The 18,939-nt window shown below is 71.5% G+C and carries 18 protein-coding genes; 11 read left to right on the top strand and 7 right to left on the bottom strand.

Annotated features, from left to right (window positions below):
- Positions 1-160: 160 nt before the first annotated feature.
- Entirely contained in the window at positions 161-856 is a 696-nt protein-coding gene (locus AB0J10_RS15205) for a CoA pyrophosphatase (RefSeq protein ID WP_363061629.1), read from the top strand.
- A 115-nt stretch (positions 857-971) separates the two neighbouring features.
- Complete coding sequence (locus AB0J10_RS15200; RefSeq protein WP_363061773.1) at positions 972-2,171, top strand: MarP family serine protease; 1,200 nt, start codon at positions 972-974, stop codon at positions 2,169-2,171.
- A gap of 436 nt (positions 2,172-2,607) precedes the next feature.
- Here AB0J10_RS15200 and AB0J10_RS15195 read toward each other — a convergent pair whose 3' ends face one another.
- The 5 genes from AB0J10_RS15195 to acs all read right to left on the bottom strand — a co-directional run bounded on the left by AB0J10_RS15195 (position 2,608) and on the right by acs (position 8,043).
- The gene (locus AB0J10_RS15195; protein WP_363061627.1) at positions 2,608-2,787 is read right to left on the bottom strand and encodes a hypothetical protein; all 180 of its coding nucleotides are present in this window, start codon (positions 2,785-2,787) and stop codon (positions 2,608-2,610) included.
- 190 nt (positions 2,788-2,977) lie between these two features.
- Positions 2,978-3,934, bottom strand: coding sequence for an alpha/beta hydrolase (locus tag AB0J10_RS15190; protein WP_363061625.1), 957 nt, complete (start codon positions 3,932-3,934; stop codon positions 2,978-2,980).
- Positions 3,931-4,347: a phage holin family protein gene (locus tag AB0J10_RS15185; protein WP_363061771.1), complete on the bottom strand. Its 417-nt coding sequence runs from the start codon at positions 4,345-4,347 to the stop codon at positions 3,931-3,933. The genes AB0J10_RS15190 and AB0J10_RS15185 overlap by 4 nt, the downstream gene beginning before the upstream one ends.
- A 126-nt stretch (positions 4,348-4,473) precedes the next feature.
- Positions 4,474-5,871 carry a Na+/H+ antiporter NhaA gene (gene nhaA, locus AB0J10_RS15180; RefSeq protein WP_363061623.1) on the bottom strand — a complete coding sequence of 466 codons (1,398 nt, stop codon included), beginning with the start codon at positions 5,869-5,871 and terminating at the stop codon, positions 4,474-4,476.
- Positions 5,872-6,087: 216 nt separating this feature from the next.
- Positions 6,088-8,043 carry an acetate--CoA ligase gene (gene acs / locus AB0J10_RS15175; RefSeq protein WP_363061621.1) on the bottom strand — a complete coding sequence of 652 codons (1,956 nt, stop codon included), beginning with the start codon at positions 8,041-8,043 and terminating at the stop codon, positions 6,088-6,090.
- A gap of 512 nt (positions 8,044-8,555) precedes the next feature.
- Here acs and AB0J10_RS15170 point away from each other — a divergent pair.
- On the top strand, positions 8,556-10,052 hold the full coding sequence (locus AB0J10_RS15170) for a hypothetical protein (RefSeq protein WP_363061619.1): 1,497 nt from the start codon (positions 8,556-8,558) through the stop codon (positions 10,050-10,052).
- On the opposite strand, the gene AB0J10_RS15165 is transcribed toward AB0J10_RS15170, so the two are convergent.
- Positions 10,030-11,025 carry an ATP-binding protein gene (locus AB0J10_RS15165; protein ID WP_363061617.1) on the bottom strand — a complete coding sequence of 332 codons (996 nt, stop codon included), beginning with the start codon at positions 11,023-11,025 and terminating at the stop codon, positions 10,030-10,032. The two genes, AB0J10_RS15170 and AB0J10_RS15165, sit on opposite strands and share 23 nt — an antisense overlap.
- A 102-nt stretch (positions 11,026-11,127) precedes the next feature.
- Between AB0J10_RS15165 and AB0J10_RS15160 the strand changes: the two genes are divergently transcribed.
- Entirely contained in the window at positions 11,128-11,952 is an 825-nt protein-coding gene (locus AB0J10_RS15160) for an oxidoreductase (RefSeq protein WP_363061615.1), read from the top strand.
- A 368-nt stretch (positions 11,953-12,320) separates the two neighbouring features.
- On the opposite strand, the gene AB0J10_RS15155 is transcribed toward AB0J10_RS15160, so the two are convergent.
- Positions 12,321-13,166 (bottom strand): HAD-IB family hydrolase, encoded by an 846-nt coding sequence (locus AB0J10_RS15155; RefSeq protein ID WP_363061613.1) that lies wholly within the window; start codon positions 13,164-13,166, stop codon positions 12,321-12,323.
- Between the two features lie 562 nt (positions 13,167-13,728).
- Between AB0J10_RS15155 and ssd the strand changes: the two genes are divergently transcribed.
- The 7 genes from ssd to AB0J10_RS15120 all read left to right on the top strand — a co-directional run bounded on the left by ssd (position 13,729) and on the right by AB0J10_RS15120 (position 18,838).
- Complete coding sequence (ssd, locus tag AB0J10_RS15150) at positions 13,729-14,862, top strand: septum site-determining protein Ssd (protein WP_363061769.1); 1,134 nt, start codon at positions 13,729-13,731, stop codon at positions 14,860-14,862.
- Positions 14,859-16,007, top strand: coding sequence for a TadA family conjugal transfer-associated ATPase (locus AB0J10_RS15145; protein ID WP_363061611.1), 1,149 nt, complete (start codon positions 14,859-14,861; stop codon positions 16,005-16,007). Before ssd ends, AB0J10_RS15145 begins: the two co-directional genes overlap by 4 nt.
- The gene (locus tag AB0J10_RS15140) at positions 16,004-16,858 is read left to right on the top strand and encodes a type II secretion system F family protein (RefSeq protein ID WP_363061610.1); all 855 of its coding nucleotides are present in this window, start codon (positions 16,004-16,006) and stop codon (positions 16,856-16,858) included. Before AB0J10_RS15145 ends, AB0J10_RS15140 begins: the two co-directional genes overlap by 4 nt.
- Positions 16,848-17,639 carry a type II secretion system F family protein gene (locus AB0J10_RS15135; protein ID WP_363061608.1) on the top strand — a complete coding sequence of 264 codons (792 nt, stop codon included), beginning with the start codon at positions 16,848-16,850 and terminating at the stop codon, positions 17,637-17,639. The genes AB0J10_RS15140 and AB0J10_RS15135 overlap by 11 nt, the downstream gene beginning before the upstream one ends.
- Positions 17,640-17,938: 299 nt before the next feature.
- Positions 17,939-18,076, top strand: a complete 138-nt coding sequence (locus tag AB0J10_RS15130; RefSeq protein ID WP_283296035.1) for a DUF4244 domain-containing protein — start codon at positions 17,939-17,941, stop codon at positions 18,074-18,076.
- Positions 18,063-18,479, top strand: a complete 417-nt coding sequence (locus AB0J10_RS15125) for a TadE family type IV pilus minor pilin (protein WP_363061605.1) — start codon at positions 18,063-18,065, stop codon at positions 18,477-18,479. The genes AB0J10_RS15130 and AB0J10_RS15125 overlap by 14 nt, the downstream gene beginning before the upstream one ends.
- Positions 18,476-18,838 carry an Rv3654c family TadE-like protein gene (locus AB0J10_RS15120; RefSeq protein WP_363061603.1) on the top strand — a complete coding sequence of 121 codons (363 nt, stop codon included), beginning with the start codon at positions 18,476-18,478 and terminating at the stop codon, positions 18,836-18,838. Before AB0J10_RS15125 ends, AB0J10_RS15120 begins: the two co-directional genes overlap by 4 nt.
- Positions 18,839-18,939 lie beyond the last annotated feature (101 nt).

Below are 18,939 nucleotides of genomic sequence, written 5' to 3'. Positions count from 1 at the left end.
TCCAGCTCCGCTGCGCCCGGGTCGGCGGCCTCGCCGTTCCTGCCGGGCCCGCCGTCCCGTCCTTCTGCCGGGTCCTCCGAGCCGCGCCGGAACCCGGGTCTGCCCGAGCCGGCCGGAACGATCCCGGCCGCCGCACGCGTTGCACACCACGGGGGTGCCCATGACACGCACACATGAGACATACGACGGCGATGTGGTCGTGAGCAGCGACGGCCTGCCCGAGTGGCTGCAGCCCGTCGAGCGGTCCGCCGGGACGATCGCTCCCGAGCAGCTCAGCCGGTTCCTCCCGCCCGAGAGCGGCGGGGGCCGGCAGTCCGCCGTGCTGATCCTCTTCGGGGACGGTGCCAGGGGCCCCGAGCTGCTGCTCATGGAACGGGCGAGCAGCCTGCGCTCCCACGCGGGTCAGCCGTCGTTCCCGGGCGGCGCCCTCGACCCCGAGGACGGGGACCCGGCCACCATCGGGCCGCTCCGCGCCGCCCTACGGGAGGCGGAGGAGGAGACGGGACTGGATCCGTCCGGCGTCCAGGTCTTCGGGGTGCTGCCCCGGCTGTACATCCCGGTGAGCGGCTTCGTCGTGACCCCGGTCCTCGGCTGGTGGCGGGACCGCTCCCCGGTCGCCGCCGTCGACCCCGCCGAAACCGCCCGGGTCTTCACGGTGCCCGTGGCGGATCTCACGGACCCCGCGAACCGGGCCACGAGCGTCCACCCCAGCGGCCACCTCGGTCCGGCATTCCTGGTCGAATCGGCTCTGGTCTGGGGATTCACCGCCGGAGTGATCGACCGCATCCTTCATTTCGCCGGCTGGGAACGCCCATGGGACCGGGCCAAGCAGGTCCCGCTCGACTGGCGCGCATGAGACCGTTGCCCACGTGCTGTTTTTCTCGGGTGGCCGGTCCTGCGCCACCGGGAGCTGATCCGGAACCTGCCTGCCGGACGGAGTGCCGGACGACGAAACTGCGAGGCTAATGACGGTGAACGTGCTGGACATCCTGCTGCTGCTCGCCGCCGTGTGGTTCGCCGTCGTCGGATACCGTCAGGGCTTCGTCGTCGGCATCCTGTCGGTGATCGGGTTCCTCGGCGGTGGACTCGTCGCCGTCTATCTGCTCCCGTTCCTCTGGGACCGGATGACGAACGATACGGAGGTGTCCACGGCAGCGGCGATCGTCGCCGTCGTGATCGTGATCGTCTGCGCGTCCGTCGGGCAGGCCCTCACCACCCACCTCGGCAACAAGCTCAGGCGGTACATCACCTGGACCCCGGCGCGCGCGCTCGACGCGACCGGCGGCGCTCTCGTGAACGTCCTCGCGATGCTGCTGGTGGCCTGGATCATCGGCTCCCTGTTCGCCTTCACCACGCTGCCGCCGTTCGGCAAGGAGGTCCGGAACTCCAAGATCCTCCTCGGCGTCGACCGGGTGATGCCGGCGCAGGCGGACACGTGGTTCGACGACTTCTCGTCGATCCTCGCGCAGAACGGCTTCCCGCAGGTCTTCAGCCCCTTCGCCAACGAACCCATCACCGAGGTCAGGCCGCCGGACCCGGCGCTGGTCGACAGCCCGGTCGCGGCCCGCGCCCAGCGGTCCATCGTCAAGGTCGTCGGCACCGCGCAGAGCTGCAACAAGGTGCTCGAGGGCACCGGCTTCGTCTTCGCCGAGCGCCGGGTCATGACGAACGCGCACGTCGTGGGTGGAGTGGACGAGCCGACCGTGCAGATAGGCGGCGAGGGCCGGCGCTACGACGCCAAGGTCGTCCTCTACGACTGGCAGCGTGACATCGCCGTGCTGGACGTCCCCGACCTGAAGGCGCCGCCCCTCCGCTTCACGGACGGGGACGCCCGCACCGGTGACAGCGCCATCGTCGCGGGCTTCCCGGAGAACGGGTCGTACGACGTCCGCTCGGCGCGCGTCCGCGGTCGTATAGACGCCAAGGGGCCCGACATCTACCGCCGCGGCGAGGTGCGCCGCGATGTCTACTCGCTGTTCGCGACGGTCCGCCAGGGCAACTCCGGCGGCCCACTGCTCACCGCCGACGGCCAGGTGTACGGAGTGATCTTCGCCCGGTCCCTCGACGACGCCGACACCGGCTACGCGCTGACGGCGGACGAGATCCGCGACGACATCAGGCTCGGCCGCATGGCCAACCAGGAGGTCGACAGCCAGGGCTGCGCGCTCTGACACTCCCCGCCGTACGCATGCGCGACGGCCGGCACCGCACCCGGCCCGGACGTCAGCCGGTTCGGATCCGTGTCATGGCCCGGCCGCAGGGCATGCCCGGGGGGCTCCTCGCCCGTGTGCCGAGTGCTGCGCCGTGTGCGCCTTCCGGCCGGGACGCCACGGCTCCTGCCGGGACCGTCCGCGCACGACACCCGCCATGCCGTCGCTGACACCGACGTCAGCGACGCTCCGTGTGGGCGGGGCAGCCGTGCGCCGGGGCTCGACCCGTGCCGAGGAACAGCCGGCCCGGACGTGTGGCACACACCCCGGAGAGCAGCACCCGGAATCACGGCTGCCCCCGGGAAGACATGTCCCGCGAGGGTCTCCGCGTCCACAGGGGTGTCCGCCCCAGTGGGGACGTGCGTGAGCAGGTGACGCCGACGCCGTCGTGACGGCGTCAGCCGCGAGGATGGCGCAGTCGTGCCGAGACCCAGCGGGCCCGGCGGCGGAGGATGCGCGGAATCCCGAGACGGGGATCATGGCCCCGCCCCCGGGGGCCGCCCCTTTCGTCCGCCAGCGGCGCGGAGGCCGAGCGGGAGTCGCGTGCTGTGTCACTGTAGTCGTGCGTCCAGCCCATACCCCGACGTGTGCCCGTGCCCCAAGGTCGGTAACCGCGTCCGGGCCCGCCAATTGGCCTATGCGCCAGGCAATCCCCGTTCGTCGCACACCCGTTCGCGGGAGGACGGCTCCCCGAACGGCGTCCAGGCTGTCCGCCGTCGGGTTCGGCTCCGGCGGGCGGGGCGCGCCGTGTCCGCCGCTGCCGGGCGTCAGCGGTCGGGCTCGGGGTCCTTCAGCCAGTTGATGAGCTCGTTGGAGAACGCCACGGGGTCCTCCTCGTGGGGGAAGTGGCCGAGTCCGTCGAACAGCCGCCAGCGGTACGGGGCTTCGACGTACTGGCCCGACCCCGCCGCGCTGCGCGTACGCATCGCCGGATCCAGGGAGCCGTGGAGGTGCAGCGTCGGCACCCGGACGGGGCGCTTCATCCTGCGGTTGAACTGGATGCCGTCCGGACGCGCGATCGACCGCACCATCCACCGGTACGGCTCGATCGAGCAATGCGCCGTCGACGGGATGGACATGGCACGGCGGTAGACGTCGAGCGCGTCCTCCTCGGGCGGACGCGGACCGGACCACTCCCGGATCAGCCGGCCCACCAAGGCCGCGTCGTCCGCGAGGAGCTGACGTTCCGGCAGCCACGGCCGCTGGAAGCCCCACACATACGATCCGGCGCGGCTCTGTGCGAAGTCGCCGAGCATCGAGGAGCGCCAACGGCGCGGGTGCGGCATCGAGGAGACCGCGAGCCGGCGGACGAGCTTGGGCCGCATCACGGCCGCCGTCCAGGCGAGGTAGCCGCCGAGGTCGTGTCCGACGAGGGCCGCGTCGGGCTCGCCGAGGGACCGTACGACGCCGGTGATGTCGAGTGCGAGGTTCGCCGGGTCGTAGCCCCGGGGCGTACGGTCGCTGCCCCCCACGCCGCGGAGGTCCATCGCGACCGCGCGGAAGCCCGCGTCGGCCAGCGCGGTCAGCTGGTGCCGCCAGGTCCACCAGAACTGGGGGAAGCCGTGCAGGAGCAGCACCAGCGGCCCGTCGCCCAGTTCCGCGATGTGGAAGCGCGCACCATTGGCCGCCACGTCGCGATGGGTCCAGGGACCGTCGATCCGCACGGGGCCGCCGTTTCCGGTGCCGCTTCCGTTGCCGACAGAGGGCGTATCGGGTGCCGTCATGCCGACGAGCGTGCCACAGATGTGGACGGGTCCTTGGCCCCTCGGGGGTGCGGCTTGGCGTTCTGAAGCACGGCGGCCGTCTGCTTGGCCGAGGCGATGGAGCGCTCCGGCGGCTTGACCTTCTTGAACTTGGTCACGGCCAGCAGCGCCGCCAGGCTCGCGAGCAGCAGGAACGCCGCTCCCACGATCAGGAACGACCAGGCGAGTCCCAGCCCGAGATTGTGGATGCCGTAGGCGGCGGCGAAGCTCAGCACCGGCAGGGAGAACAGGGCGAGCACTCCGGCGACCGTCCCGGCGACCCCGCCCGTCACCCCCCGCTTGACGTCCTGCCTGAGTTCGGCCTTGGCCAGCGCGATCTCGTCGTGCACCAGGGCGGACAACTCGGCGGTCGCCGTCGCCACCAGTTGTCCCATGGTCTTGTCGGCGCCGGCCAGCCGAACCGGTCCGACCACGTCGCCCGCGGCTTCGACGGTGGTGGTTGTGCTGCCGGGGTCGCTCATCGGTGACTCCCTCATCTCTGCTTGGGATCTGCTGTCAGATCATGCCGGACTGTCGCCGTTGTCGCGCGACGCACCCGCGACTTCCGCCATGCGCCGGTGCTCCGCTGCCCTCTTCTCGTAGATCTCGGCCATCCGCAGGTGGTACTCCGGGTTGTCCTGTTCGTACACGTCCGGGATGCCGTCCTGGTCCTCGTCGCGCTCCTCCGCCTCGCAGAGGGCCTGGTACTTGCGTACCCGAAGTTTCAGGAGCACACAGGCGATCACGGCGGCGATCAGGGAGCCGAGCAGTACGGCCGCCTTGACCTCGTCGGTCAGGGCGGCGTCGCCGGCGAAGGCCAGCTCGCCGATGAGCAGGGAGACGGTGAAGCCGATGCCGGCCAGCGACGCGACGGCGAAGACGTCCGGCCAGGCAAGGTCCTCGTTGAGTTCGGCCCTGGTGAAGCGGGCGGCGAGCCAGGTGCCGCCGAAGATGCCGATGGTCTTGCCGATCACCAGACCGAGGACGACCCCGAGGGGCTCGGGGCGGGTGAAGACGGCGTGCAGCGCGCCGCCGGAGACGCTGACCCCGGCCGAGAACAACGCGAACAGCGGTACCGCGAGGCCGGCCGAGATCGGCCGCACGAGGTGCTCGATGTGCTCGCCGGGGGATTGCTCCTCGCCCTCGCGCCGGGTGCAGCGCAGCATCAGGCCCATGGCGACACCGGCGATGGTGGCGTGGACGCCGCTGTTGTACATGAGCCCCCAGATGACCAGGGCCAGCGGGACGTAGACGTACCAGCCGCGCACGCCCTTGCGCAGCAGCAGCCAGAAGACCGCGAGGCCGGCCAGGGCCCCGCCGAGCGCGGCGAAGTTCAGATCGCTGGTGAAGAAGATCGCGATGATCAGGATCGCGAAGAGGTCGTCGACGACGGCGAGGGTGAGGAGGAAGGCGCGGATCGCGGACGGGAGCGATGTGCCGATCACCGCCAGCACTGCGAGGGCGAAGGCGATGTCAGTGGCCGTGGGCACCGCCCAGCCCGCCAGGGAGCCACCGCCGGCGGTGCTGACCAGGGTGTAGACGAGTGCGGGGGCCGCCATACCGCACACCGCGGCGATGACCGGCAGCGCCGCGGCCTTGGGGTCTCGCAGTTCGCCCGCCACGAGCTCCCGCTTGAGCTCGATACCTGCGACGAAGAAGAAGATCGCCAGCAGCCCGTCGGCCGCCCAGTGCTGGATGGACAGGTCGAGCCCGAGGGCCGCCGGGCCCAGATGGAAGTCGGCCACGGCCTCGTAGCTGCGGCCGAGGGGGGTGTTCGCCCAGAGGAGTGCGGCGACGGCGGCGGCCAGCAGCAGGATCCCGCCGACGGTCTCGGTGCGCAGGGCGTCCGCCACGAAGTTCCGCTCGGGGAGGGAGAGGCGCCCGAGGAACTTGCGGGGGGTGGGGGTCGGCGCTGCCACGGGTGGGGACCTCCGGTCGGATAGGCACGGCAAAGCACATGCCGACCAGACTTCCCGGCGCACCTTGGTTGTCCTGTCGCGTCGTTGACGCGATTCCTTACCCTACCTAATGACCTCGGCGGGGGGTACGTCGGTACGATCATCGATCTTCACCTTAGGCGCAAAAGGGGCACCCGGCGCGTCAGCGCCGGGTGCCCCTGGAGGGGACCCGCGGACTCAGTCCTCCGAGGCCGCCGTCGGCAGCTTGGACTGGATGAGATCCATCACCGAGGAGTCGGTGAGGGTCGTGACGTCACCGAGCCGGCGGTTCTCCGCCACGTCCCGCAGCAGCCGGCGCATGATCTTGCCGGACCGGGTCTTGGGCAGCTCGGCCACCGGCAGGACGCGCTTGGGCTTGGCGATCGGCCCGAGCGTCGCCCCGACGTGGTTGCGGAGCTCGGCGACGAGGGCCTCGTCCTCGCTCGCGGTCCCGCGCAGGATCACGAACGCCACGATGGCCTGGCCGGTCGTCTCGTCGGCCGCGCCGACGACGGCGGCTTCGGCAACCTTGGGGTGCGCGACCAGGGCCGACTCGACCTCGGTCGTCGAGATGTTGTGGCCCGAGACCAGCATCACGTCGTCGACGCGGCCCAGCAGCCAGATGTCGCCGTCGTCGTCCTTCTTCGCGCCGTCGCCCGCGAAGTACCGGCTCTCGAAGCGCGACCAGTAGGTGTCGATGAAGCGCTGGTCATCGCCCCAGATGGTGCGGAGCATCGACGGCCACGGCTCGGTGAGGACCAGATAGCCCCCACCGCCGTTGGGCACCTCGTGGCCCTCGTCGTCGACGACGGTCGCGGCGATGCCGGGCAGCGGGCGCTGGGCCGATCCGGGCTTGGTCTCGGTGACGCCGGGCAGCGGCGAGATCATCATGGCCCCGGTCTCGGTCTGCCACCAGGTGTCCACGATGGGGGTGGTTCCGCCGCCGATGTGCTCCCGGTACCAGATCCATGCCTCGGGGTTGATCGGCTCGCCGACCGAGCCGAGGACGCGCAGGCTCGACAGGTCGAACTTGGCGGGGATGTCGTCGCCCCACTTCATGAACGTGCGGATCGCCGTCGGGGCCGTGTAGAGGATCGTGACGCCGTACTTCTGGACGATCTCCCAGAAGCGGCCCTGGTGCGGGGTGTCGGGCGTGCCCTCGTACATCACCTGCGTCGCGCCGTTGGCGAGGGGCCCGTACACGATGTACGAATGGCCGGTCACCCAGCCGATGTCGGCCGTGCACCAGTAGACGTCGGTGTCCGGCTTGAGGTCGAAGACGGCGTGGTGGGTGTAGGCCCCCTGGGTGAGGTAGCCGCCGGAGGTGTGCAGGATCCCCTTCGGCTTACCCGTCGTGCCGGATGTGTACAGGATGAACAGCGGGTGCTCCGCCTCGAACGCCTCGGGGGTGTGCTCGGCCGGCTGGCGGTCGACGACGTCGTGCCACCACACGTCCCGGCCCTCGGTGATCGCGGTTTCCTGGCCGGTGCGACGGACCACCAGCACGTGCTCGACCTGCGGGCACTTGGCGACCGCCTCGTCGATGGCGGGCTTGAGGGCGCTGGGCTTGCCGCGGCGGTGGCCACCGTCGGCGGTGATCACCAGCTTGGCGTCGGCGTCCTGGATGCGGGACGCGACCGCGTCCGCCGAGAATCCGCCGAAGACGACCGAGTGTGCGGCGCCGATCCGGGCGCAGGCCAGCATCGCCACGGCGGCCTCGGGGATCATGGGCAGATAGACCGCGACCCGGTCGCCCTTGCGGACCCCCAGCTCCGTCAGGGCGTTGGCGGCCCGGGAGACCTCGTCCTTGAGCTCGGCGTAGGTGAGGGACCGGCTGTCGCCCGGCTCGCCCTCGAAGTGGATGGCGACGCGGTCCCCGTGACCGGCCTCGACGTGGCGGTCGACGCAGTTGTACGCGACGTTGAGCCTGCCGTCGGCGAACCACTTGGCGAAGGGCGGGTTCGACCAGTCCAGGGTCTCGGTCGGCTCCTCGGCCCAGCTGAGCCGTCGCGCCTGCTCGGCCCAGAAGCCAAGCCTGTCCGCCGCGGCCTGCTCGTACGCCTCCGCCGTCACGTTGGCGTGCGCGGCCAGCTCGGCCGGCGGTGCGAACCGCCGCTCTTCCTTCAAGAGGTTGGCCAGGCTCTCGTTGCTCACGACTTCTCCCTTTCCCAGGGCGTCCTATGTGCCTATGTGTCCCAGGCCATAGCTCATCAGGCGGATGGCCGGGTGACAAGGGCCTTCAAGAAATTGGTTTAGACCTATTGGGGTCGGAGTGGCCGGAGTGGCCGGCGGGAAGCCCGGTCCGCCGTCCCGGGCGAGCGGCCCCTTCTCCCCGGGCGGTGGGGGAAGGGGCCACTGGTACTCACGTATGCCACACCGGGTCGGTTCACCCCCGGGCGGGCGGCCCCGGCGGGGTGTCCCCGGGAGGCTCGCCATCCCTCGCGGACGGGCGGGCGACCGGGTGGTGGTGGGCCCCGGAGGCGGTCTTCCGTTCGGCCGGCAGGCTCGGCGAGCGGCGGCGTGCGATTCGCCCGATCCGGTGATTAATCATCCTGGTTCGGCCTGTCTCCCCGGCCCCGTGATCCTTGGTGCGACCTTGTTCTGGTCCGCAGTCGTACGGGCGTTTCGATCGCACTTCACCGCACACGACGAAAGAGGGTGGACGGATGCTGCCCGCCGCACGGAGGGCCGGTCTCGGTGCCGTGACCATCGCGCTCGTCATGGGCCTCGCCGCGTGTTCCGGTGGCGACGGAGGCTCGGGGCTCTCCGGCGCCCTGGGGAACCAGCTCGGTCAGATCGGCGACGGCTCGACCTCGTACACCGGGGCCCAACCGGGGCAGGCGCGCCCGGAGCGGCTGAAGCCGGGGCAGAAACCGCCGCAGTTCGTGGTGTTCTCCTGGGACGGGGCCGGCGAGGACGACCTGAAGCTCTTCTCCCACTTCCGGGAAGTGGGCAGGAAGCACGGCATCACGATGACCTACTTCCTCAGTGGCGTGTACCTGCTCCCGGAGTCGAAGTCCGAGTTGTACGACCCGCCCCGGCACGAACGGGGCCGCTCCGACATCGGCTTCAACGACACCAAGGGCATCAAGGCCACCGTTCGCGAACTGAGAGGCGCCTGGCTCGACGGGAACGAGATCGGCACCCACTTCAACGGCCACTTCTGCGGCCCCCTGGGCGGTGGTGCCACCTGGACGCCCGAGGAGTGGGGGAGCGAACTCGCCCAGGCCAAGTCGTTCGTGAAGAAGTGGCGGACCAACGCGGGCCTGCCGCACGAGCAGTCGCTGCCGTTCGACTACGACCGGGAGCTCATCGGCGCCCGTACGCCCTGCCTGGAGGGGCGTGACAACTTCCTGCGGATCGCGGCGAAGCAGGGCTTCCGCTACGACAGCAGCGGGATCAGCGAGCAGATCTGGCCGGACAGGAAGCACGGACTGTGGGACCTCTCCCTGCAGATGGTCCCGGTGCCGGGCCGCGCCTTCGAGACGCTGTCCACGGACTACAACTTCATGATCAATCAGTCGGGTACCGCGAAGGGCGCCCCCAGCATGCACACCTTCTGGGGAAACCAGATGCGCGACGGGCTGATCAAGGGCTTCAACCGGGCCTACATGGGCAACCGCGCCCCGCTCGTCATCGGCAACCACTTCGAGTCGTGGAACGGCGGCGCCTATGTGCGCGCCGTCGAGCAGACCATCGGTTACGTCTGTGTGCAGCGTGACGTGCGATGCGTGTCGTTCCGTCAGCTCGTCGACTGGCTCGACGCGCAGGACCCCGAGGTGCTGAGGCGACTGCGTACTCTGCCCGTCGGCCAGGCGCCGAGGAGCGGCTGGAAGGACTTCCTGACCGCCGCCTCCTCGGGGTCCGACAAACCGGGCGGGAGCACGCCTGACCGGTCCGGCGCGAGGGCCGGGTCGGCTCCGGCCCGATCCGGCGCTTCCGCATCCGGTACGGCCGGATCCGGCACCGGCGGGGGAGGAACCGCACCGGAGGCGAAGTCCGCCCTGGGCACGAGGACCGGCACCGGTGTCTCCGCCGCGGACGGCGCTCCCGCCGCGGGCCGGACGATTCCGGCCCGGCCGGACGGGAGCGGCCGCGGGGCCGTCCCGGACCGGTCGGCGCACGACGGGCCCGCGGTGATCAGGCCGGTTGCGGCGCGCTGAACTGCGCGGCCTGCTCGCCGAGCACGAAGTCGGGGTCGACCTGGGCTGCCAGGTCGGCCCCCGTCTTCGCATTGCCCCAGCTCTCCGCGTTCTTCAGGTGGAAGTGCACCATCTGCCGCGTGTACCGCACCCAGTCGCGCCGGGCGCAGGACGCGTCCGCCGACTGTCGCAGCGTGCGCAGCGCGGCCCGGTTGGGCTCCTCCAGCAGGGCGAACCGCGGTGGACGGCCCTTCTCCATCGACCGCACCCAGTCCGAGTGCCCGACGGTCACGAGGAGGTCGTCGCCCACCTCGTCACGCAGGAACTCGAGATCGTCCGGTCCCTGCACCTTGTTGCCGACGACCCGGAGCGCGACGCCGAAATCCCGGGCGTACTCCTTGTACTGCCGGTACACCGAGACGCCCTTGCGGGTGGGCTCGGCCACAAGGAACGTCATGTCGAACCGGGTGAACATGCCGGAGGCGAAGGAGTCGGAGCCCGCCGTCATGTCGACCACCACGTACTCGTCCGGGCCGTCGACGAGATGGTTGAGGCACAGCTCCACCGCCCCGACCTTGGAGTGGTAGCAGGCGACCCCGAGGTCCGACTCGGTGAACGGGCCGGTCGCCATCAGCCTGATCTGCCCGTCGTCGAGCCGTACCGTCCTGGCGCAGGCGTCGTAGACCGGATTGTTCTCACGGACGCGCAGCAGCCGGGAACCGCCTCCCGGCGGTGTCGTCTTGATCATCGTGTCCGCGGAGGTGATCCGCGGGTTGGTGCCGCGCAGGTACTCCTTGATGAGCGGCAAGTGCGCTCCCATCGCGGGCAGCGCCGCGGCCTCCTGCTCGTCGAGCCCGAGCGCCGCGCCCAGGTGCTGGTTGATGTCGGCGTCCACCGCGACGACATGGGCCTGCTGCGCGGCGAGGTGACGGATGAAGAGCGAGGACAGCGTCGTCTTGCCGCTACCGCCCTTTCCCACGAAAGCGATCTTCATGTTCACCTAAGGTAGCGGCATCATCGCCCACGGTGTCCGGTGTGCGTGAAGAAGACCACTCCAACGTGGGGCGCGAGCCCGGTGCGCGTAGCCTCCCTACTTATGAGTACGAATGCCTCTGACCCCTTGGCCGCGCTGGGTGATCTTCCCGGTGTCGCGGATGCCGTGGACTCGGTGCGCAAGGCTGTCGACCGGGTCTACGGGCACCGCGTCATGCGACGTCGCAGCAACGAGGTCACCTCGGAGGCCGCGCTCCGCGGGGCCCGGGCCTCCGCAGCGCTCTCGGGCGCGGACTGGGCGCTGGAGGAGGTGCGCCGACGCACCGACTTCGGGAGCGAAGCGGAGGCCCGTACCGTGGGGGCCGCCCTCCGGCTGACCGCCGAGGCGGGGCAGCTGCTGTCCATCTGGCGGCAGTCCCCGCTGCGCGTCCTGGCCCGGCTCCATCTGGTCGCCGAGGGCGGGGTCGCCCCCGACGAGTCGGTCGGCCGGCCGCGGCTGGCGGGGGAGGAGGTCGACGAGCCACTGATCGAGGCGCCGCTGCCGGACGCGGGCGAGGTCGCCGGGCGGCTCGACGGGCTGGCGGGACTGGTCATCACGGGAAGTTCGGCCCCCGCGCTGGTCCTGGCCGCCGTGGTGCACGGTGAGCTGCTCGCCCTGCGTCCCTTCTCCTCGGCCAACGGGCTGGTCGCCCGGGCGGCGGAGCGCATCGTCCTCGTCGGCAGCGGACTGGACCCCAAGTCGATCTGCCCCGCCGAGGTGGGTCACGCCGAACTCGGCCGTACGGAGTACGTCGAGGCGTTCGGCGGCTATCTGTCCGGGACTCCCGAGGGCATGGGCGCCTGGATCGCCCACTGCGGCCGCGCTGTCGAACTCGGGGTGCGGGAGTCCACGGCCGTGTGCGAGGCACTCCAGCGAGGAGCGGCGTGACCGTGGTCGGGACATCGTCCGGCTCGGCCAAGGGCGCTGTTCGCACAGCGGGTTGGGCGCGGAGAAGAACCTGGTGAAAGGGTTGCGGCGGTACCGGTTGGTACCGCCGCTGGCATGTCGACCGAGTTACCAAGCGTCCTCGAGATGTTGCCCATCAGGTCGGGAACTTTGCCCGTCACCTGGTGCGGCTGGCCCGTAATCGACGGGTCGACGTCGCGTGGGTGCTCGGCGTCCATGCTCGGTCCGTGGGGCCTTTGTTGCGTAGAAGGTGATCCTCTCGGATGTCCCAGGTCTCGCGGGCCGTTAATTCCTTTGTACTCCAGCGGTACGACAAGCGGAACCCCTGACCGCACTTTTTACTTTCAATCTCAAATGCGGGCAAAGGCAGCGGCGCTGCGGCGCCGGCTGGTGTACCAGACAAGGCCGGCCGTGACCGCCGCCGCTCCCACCGCCGCCGCCGCGAGGAGTGCGGGGCGCGCCGGCATCGTGAACCCCGGAATGCGCTGCTTCAGTCGCACCGGGCGGTCGAAGACAAGAGTCGGCCAGCCGCGTGAGGAGGCCTCACGGCGCAGTGCCCGGTCGGGGTTGACCGCGTACGGATGACCCACTGCCTCCAGCATCGGGACATCGGTGATGGAGTCGCTGTAGGCATAGCAGCGTTCGAGGTCGTACCCCTCGGCCGCGGCGAGCTCCTTCACCGCCTCCGCCTTGGTGGGTCCGTACGCGTAGTACTCCACCTCTCCGGTGAAGCAGCCGTCCTCGCCGACCACCATCCGCGTCGCCACCACGCGGTCGGCGCCCAGCAGCTCGCCGATCGGCTCGACGACCTCGGCGCCCGAACTCGAGACGATGACGACGTCGCGGCCGGCGGTGTGGTGCTCCTCGATCAGGGAGGCCGCCTCGTCGTAGATGATCGGATCGATCAGATCGTGCAGGGTCTCGGCGACGATCTCCTTCACCTGCTGCACGTTCCAGCCCTTGCAGAGCGCGGACAGGTACTTCCGCATCCGCTCCATCTGGTCGTGGTCGGCGCCGCCTGCGAGGAAGACGAACTGGGTGTACGCCGTTCTGAGCACGGCGCGGCGGTTGATCAGCCCACCGTGGTAGAAGGACTTGCTGAAGGTCAGCGCCGACGACTTCGCAATGACCGTCTTGTCCAGGTCAAAGAAGGCTGCTGTGCGCGGCAAGGAGTGGTTTTCCACGACGCAGAGCATATGCGCCCTCCATTCGGCGTAAGGTGGGGCGCGTGGGTTTGCCTGAGAAGGCTCTCGGGTACACCATGGAAGTCACGGATCGTTCGCGACCGTGCTAACCCGGTCCGACTCCTCCCCCCCCGAGTCGGCCGTGGGGACGACCCCCGCTCTCCCCCCCGGCGGGGGTCGTCGCATGTCCGGACGCATTTTCGCCTTCCGGTACCGATCGTCCTCGCCTTCGTGCGCCTGGAACGGGCCGCTCCGCCGCTCCCCGCCCCGTGTCACTCTGCGTGATTGATGCGCTGCGCTGCGGAAGTCATGCCGGAAGTCACCGGTATGGGTTAACGGGATATTCACAAGCAGTGAGTTGTCCACAGTTTTGGAGCAAGATCCACACGATTTTCCGCTGCCCTGCACGGTGATTACGTCCGCGAAGTTCACGGGCCGAAGGAATCACTGATCCCGCATCGATCCCGCCTCCGGTGGGAGCGGTGCGGCCACACACGCGGGCCGGTCGACCGGCTTCCGCGGGAGGCGCCGCGGCAGCGCGGCGAGAGGGGGAGACATCGTGGTGCGACACGGAATGCCCGGCGCGATCGGCAGGAACGCCCCACCGGGCCCGGCCGGGACCACCGGAGGGGACGGGGCGCCCGTCGAGCGCCGGACGGGACCCTTGATCATTACGGAGGATCCGCCGCTCCTGGACGACCTGCTGAGACTGTGCGCCGCCGCCGGCGCCGAGCCGCAGGTCCACCACACGGTGCCGGAGGGCACGGGCGGATGGGAAGCGGCCCCGCTGGTCCTGGTCGGCGACGACGCGGCTGCCCGGTGCCTGGGGGCTCCTCGCAGGCGCGGTGTGCTCCTCGTCGGGCGCGACCAGGACGATCCACAGGTGTGGCGCCGGGCGGTGGAGATCGGCGCCGACTGTGTGCTGAGGCTTCCCGACGCCGAGGGCTGGCTCGTCGACAGGATCGCCGATGTCGCGGAGGGCGTCGGCCGGCCCGCACTGACCGTCGGTGTCATCGGCGGGCGGGGCGGGGCCGGTGCGTCCACGCTGGCCTGCGCGCTCGCCGTGACCGCGGCCCGTGAGGGCAGGCGCACGATGCTCGTCGACGGAGACCCGCTCGGCGGCGGCCTCGACGTCCTTCTCGGCGGGGAGCAGCAGGAGGGCCGGCGCTGGCCCGACTTCGCGGCGTCCAGAGGCCGGGTCGCGGGCGGCGCGCTGGAGGAGTCGCTGCCATCGGTGCACGGACTGCGGGTTCTCAGCTGGGACCGGGGAGACTCGGTGACGATTCCGCCGGAGGCCATGCGGTCGGTGTTGGCAGCGGCACGCAGACGCGGTGGAGTCGTCGTCGTGGATCTGCCCCGCCGGGTCGACGAAGGGACGGCCGAGGCGCTGGCGCAGTTGGACGTCGGGCTCCTCGTGGTGCCCGGCGACCTGCGTGCGGTTGCCGCCGCGCGGCGGGTCGCGTCGACCGTTCGCATGGTGCTCGGCGATCTGCGGCTTGTCGTCCGAGGGCCGTGGGGACCGGGGCTGGACGAGCGGTGGGTGGCGGAGGCGCTGGAACTGCAACTGGCCGGTGAACTCCCGCAGGAGGCCGGACTGTCCGCCGATCTCGACGCGGGAGCTCCGCCGGGCGCGGGAGAGCGGGACCCGCTGGCCAGGTTCTGTTCCGCCTTCTGGGCACGGGCGCTCACGGGTGGAGGTGCGGCGTGACGTCGGTGCTTCTGGAAGCGGTACGGCAACGGCTCGCCGAGAGCGGGGCCGAGCCCACCCCGGCCAGGGTGGCCGCGGCGCTGCGGGCGCAGGGACGGCTGCTCGGCGACGCGGAGGTCCTCGGCGCCGCCGAGGAACTGCGATGCGAACTGGTCGGCACCGGGCCCCTGGAGCCACTCCTCGCCGACCCCGCCGTGACCGATGTGCTGGTCTCGGCGCCCGACCGGGTTTGGGTCGACCGGGGTTGCGGACTCCGGCTCACCGAGGTGTGCTTCCCCGACGCGGCGGCGGTGCGCCGGCTGGCACAGCGGCTCGCGGCGGTGACGGGAAGGCGGCTGGACGACGCCCGCCCCTGGGTGGACGCCAGGCTGCCCGACGGCACGCGGATGCACGCGGTGCTGCCTCCCGTGGCGGTCGGATCCACCTGTCTGTCGCTGCGGGTGGTCCGCCCGAGGGCCTTCTCGCTGCACGAGTTGATGGCGGCCGGCACGGTACCGCCGGGTGGCGAGCGGCTGTTCACCGCAATGATCGACGCCAGGGTCTCGTATCTGATCAGCGGTGGCACCGGCTCCGGCAAGACGACGCTGCTGTCCACCCTGCTGGGACTGGTGGGTGAGCACGAGCGCATCGTGCTCGCCGAGGACTCCGCGGAACTGCGTCCCGACCATCCGCACGTCGTGCGCCTGGAATCCCGTCCGGCCAACCAGGAGGGCGCGGGTCTGGTCACCCTTCGCGACCTCGTGCGCCAGGCGCTTCGGATGCGTCCCGACCGGCTGGTCGTCGGGGAGGTGCGCGGTTCCGAGGTGACCGATCTGCTGGCGGCGTTGAACACCGGGCACGACGGCGGTTGCGGGACCGTCCACGCCAACACCGCCGCGGACGTCCCGGCGCGGCTCGAGGCCCTGGGGACGGCGGCCGGGCTGGACCGGGCCGCCCTGCACAGCCAGTTGGCCGCCGCACTGTCGGTCGTGGTGCATCTCGTACGGAGGCGGGACGGCGGGCGCAGAGTGGCAGAGATCCATGTGCTGGAGCGGGACGCGGCCGGGCTCGTGGTCACCGTGCCCGCGCTTCGATGGGGTGCGGCGCACTTCGTCCGGGAGCGAGGCTGGGAGCGACTGCGGTCCCTGATCGGGGGCCCTCGATGACGAACGTTTCGATGTATGCGGCGGTGTGCGCGGGGGCTGCCGCCTGCCTGGCGGCCGGCCGGGACCAAGGGCTGCGAAGGGCAAGGCTGGTGCTGGCGTCCGGCGGCGCCGTGCGACCGGACACCCGATGGCCCTGGGAGCGCTGGCGACGATCCGTGGACCGGTTGCGGCGCGAATGGCTGTGCCTGCCGGCGGGCGCCTTCCTGGCTGTGATCGGCGAGTCGGTGCTGCCTCTCCTCGCCGGTGTGCTGGCGGTTCCCCTGGTGAGGCGGCGGCTCAGGGCGTCCGAGCGCGGAAGGGCGAGGGACGGCAGAGCCGGCGCGGTGATCGCTCTGTGCGGCGTGGTCGCAGGGGAGTTGAGGGCCGGGAGCCAGCCAGGACAGGCACTGCAGACCGCGGGCCGGGCAACCGGAGCACTGGGTGCCGCGGAGGCGGCGGTGCTGGCGGCGGCCCGGTTCGGCGGGGACGTGCCGGCGGAGCTGAGGCGTGCGTCCGGGGAACCGGGGGCGGAGGGGCTGGCCGGGCTGGCCGCCTGCTGGCTCGTCGCCGTGGACAGCGGGGCGGGTCTGGCGACGGGCATCGACCGGCTCGAGGCCGCCCTCAGGGCAGAACGGGAGCAACGGGAATCGCTGAGGGCGCAGTTGGCCGGAGCGCGGTCGACGGTCGTGGTGCTGGCACTGCTCCCGGCGATCGGGCTGGCACTGGGCTGGGCGCTCGGCGCCGATCCCCTGCACGTCCTGCTGCACAGTCCAGCAGGGCTGGGCTGTCTGCTGGTCGGCGGGCTGCTGGAAGCCGCCGGACTGTACTGGGCGGCGCGCATCGTACGGGCGGGGAGCGGTCGTGAGCGATGAGTTCCTCAGGAGCCTGGGCTTTGCTGTTCCGCCGGCCGCGGCGGTGGCCTGGGCGGTGCGAGGGCGGTTCCGTCGCCGGCAGGCGCGCAGGCGGCTCCACGCACTCCTGGGGCCGGGCTCCGTGCGACACGCGAGGTTGCGTCGTCGGCGGCGTGTACGCGCGCCGGCAAGGGTGGGGCCCTGGGCGGCCCCGGTCGTGGCAGTGATCACCGGCTGGGTCGTCGCCGGGGGCATCACCGGGTGTCTGCTGGGACTTGCCGGAGCGTACGGCCTCCGACGGTGGCAGCGGGGCCGCGCACGGGACAGGGCGGCGGGGGCTTCGGAGAGGAGGCTGTCCGGGCAACTGCCGCTCGCCGCAGAGCTGCTGGCCGCCTGTGTCTCAGCGGGAGCGGGGCCGCGCGAGGCGGCGCTGGCGGTCGGCCAGTCGCTCGGCGGACCGGTCGGGGAACGACTGGTGATGACGGCGGCCGAGCTTCGGCTCGGAAGCGAACCGGCGCGGGCCTGGGGGAGGTTCGGGGATATTCCGGGGGCGGCGGGGCTCGCCCGCTGTCTTGCGCAGGCGGCCGCGACGGGAGCCCCCGCCGCGGAGCCGGTCGCCCGGCTGGCTGCGGGGCTCCGGGCGGAGGAGTCCCGCATCGCGGCCTCCCGGGCGCAGCGCGCCCAGGTGCTGGTCACGGCACCGGTGGGGCTCTGTTTTCTACCGGCCTTCCTCGCGATCGGGGTGGCCCCCGTCGTGATCGGCCTGGCCACGGGGCTGCTGCACGGCAACGGCGGCAACTGACCGGCGGCGCACCGGTCAGCGCATGCCCGGAGCCCCGACGGCACTCGCCGGCACCAGTGGCACCGGCGCCAACGGACGGAGCAACAGCACCAACAGCACCAACAGCACCAGGGTCACCAACGGCATTCGGAATCGAGGGGATCGACATGAGCGCGACCGATGTGAACACCCAGCGAGCGGCATCCACCGGAGCGAGTTCCGCGGACCTCGCACGCACCAGGACCGCTTCTCGGCCCAGAAAAGTCCTCACCAGGGCACGTGACCGGCTGTCGGGCCGGCTCTCTCGGGGCGACGCCGGAATGACGACATCGGAGTACGCGATGGGCACGATCGCGGCATGCGCCTTCGCAGCCGCTCTCTATCAGGTGATCACCAGCGACACGGTCTCCACGGCACTCGAATCGATCATCGGGAAGGCGCTCAATGGGCAGTTCTGACACCTCCGAGGTCTCCGGCACCGCGATGTCCGTGCTCCTGCGCCCCTGCCGTGGAGCCGACCGGGGATCCGTCACGGCAGAGGCCGCGGTGGCCGTGCCCGCGCTGGTGGTGTTCACGATGGCGCTCGTCTGGGCGCTGATGGCGGCGTCGGCGCAGATCCAGTGCGTGGACGCCGCCAGGGCGGGCGCTCGGGCGGCCGCCCGTTCGGAGCCGGAGGCCGCGGCCCTCTCCGCCGCCCGTTCGGTCGCACCGGCCGGCTCGAAGATCTCCTTGGGCAGGGACGGGGACCTCTGGCGGTTGCGGGTCGAGGCGGCGAGCCCCGGCCCCGGGACAGCGGCCCTCACTCTGTCGGCCGAAGCCGTCGCACTCGCGGAGGACGCGGTGGGGGACGGCGGACCATGAGGTGCCGGGAGAGGGGCTCGGCGACCGTCTGGGTGGCCATGGCGGCGTGCGCGATGTGCGCGGTCTTCGCCGTGGTGCTCGCCATGGGACAGGCGGTCGTCGCCCGTCACCGTGCGGGTGCCGCCGCCGATCTCGCTGCGCTCGCCGCGGCCGACCGGGCGCTGGAAGGCACCGGACCGGCATGCGCGTGGGCCGCACACGTGGCCCGGGCACAAGGGGCGGTGGTCGTGCGGTGCGCGGTGGCCGGTGAGATCGCCGACGTGACGGCCGGCGCCGCCCTCGGCCCCTACCGGCCGGAGGTCAGATCCCGCGCCGGCCCGCCGGCATCGGACCGCTCGAAGGCCCCTCCCAGCCTGTGAGCCCCGCTTCGCCCGTCGGACTCGCCAAACCCGGCCTGCCCCTCCCGCCCGTCCGGAAGCGTCGGGCCGACCCGGCCGGCCCCGCCTGTTCGGTGGGCTTT

It is taken from the genome of Streptomyces sp. NPDC049887, assembly GCF_040656535.1.
In the GTDB taxonomy this organism is placed as follows: domain Bacteria; phylum Actinomycetota; class Actinomycetes; order Streptomycetales; family Streptomycetaceae; genus Streptomyces.
This window is presented reverse-complemented; position numbering and strand designations above follow the sequence as displayed.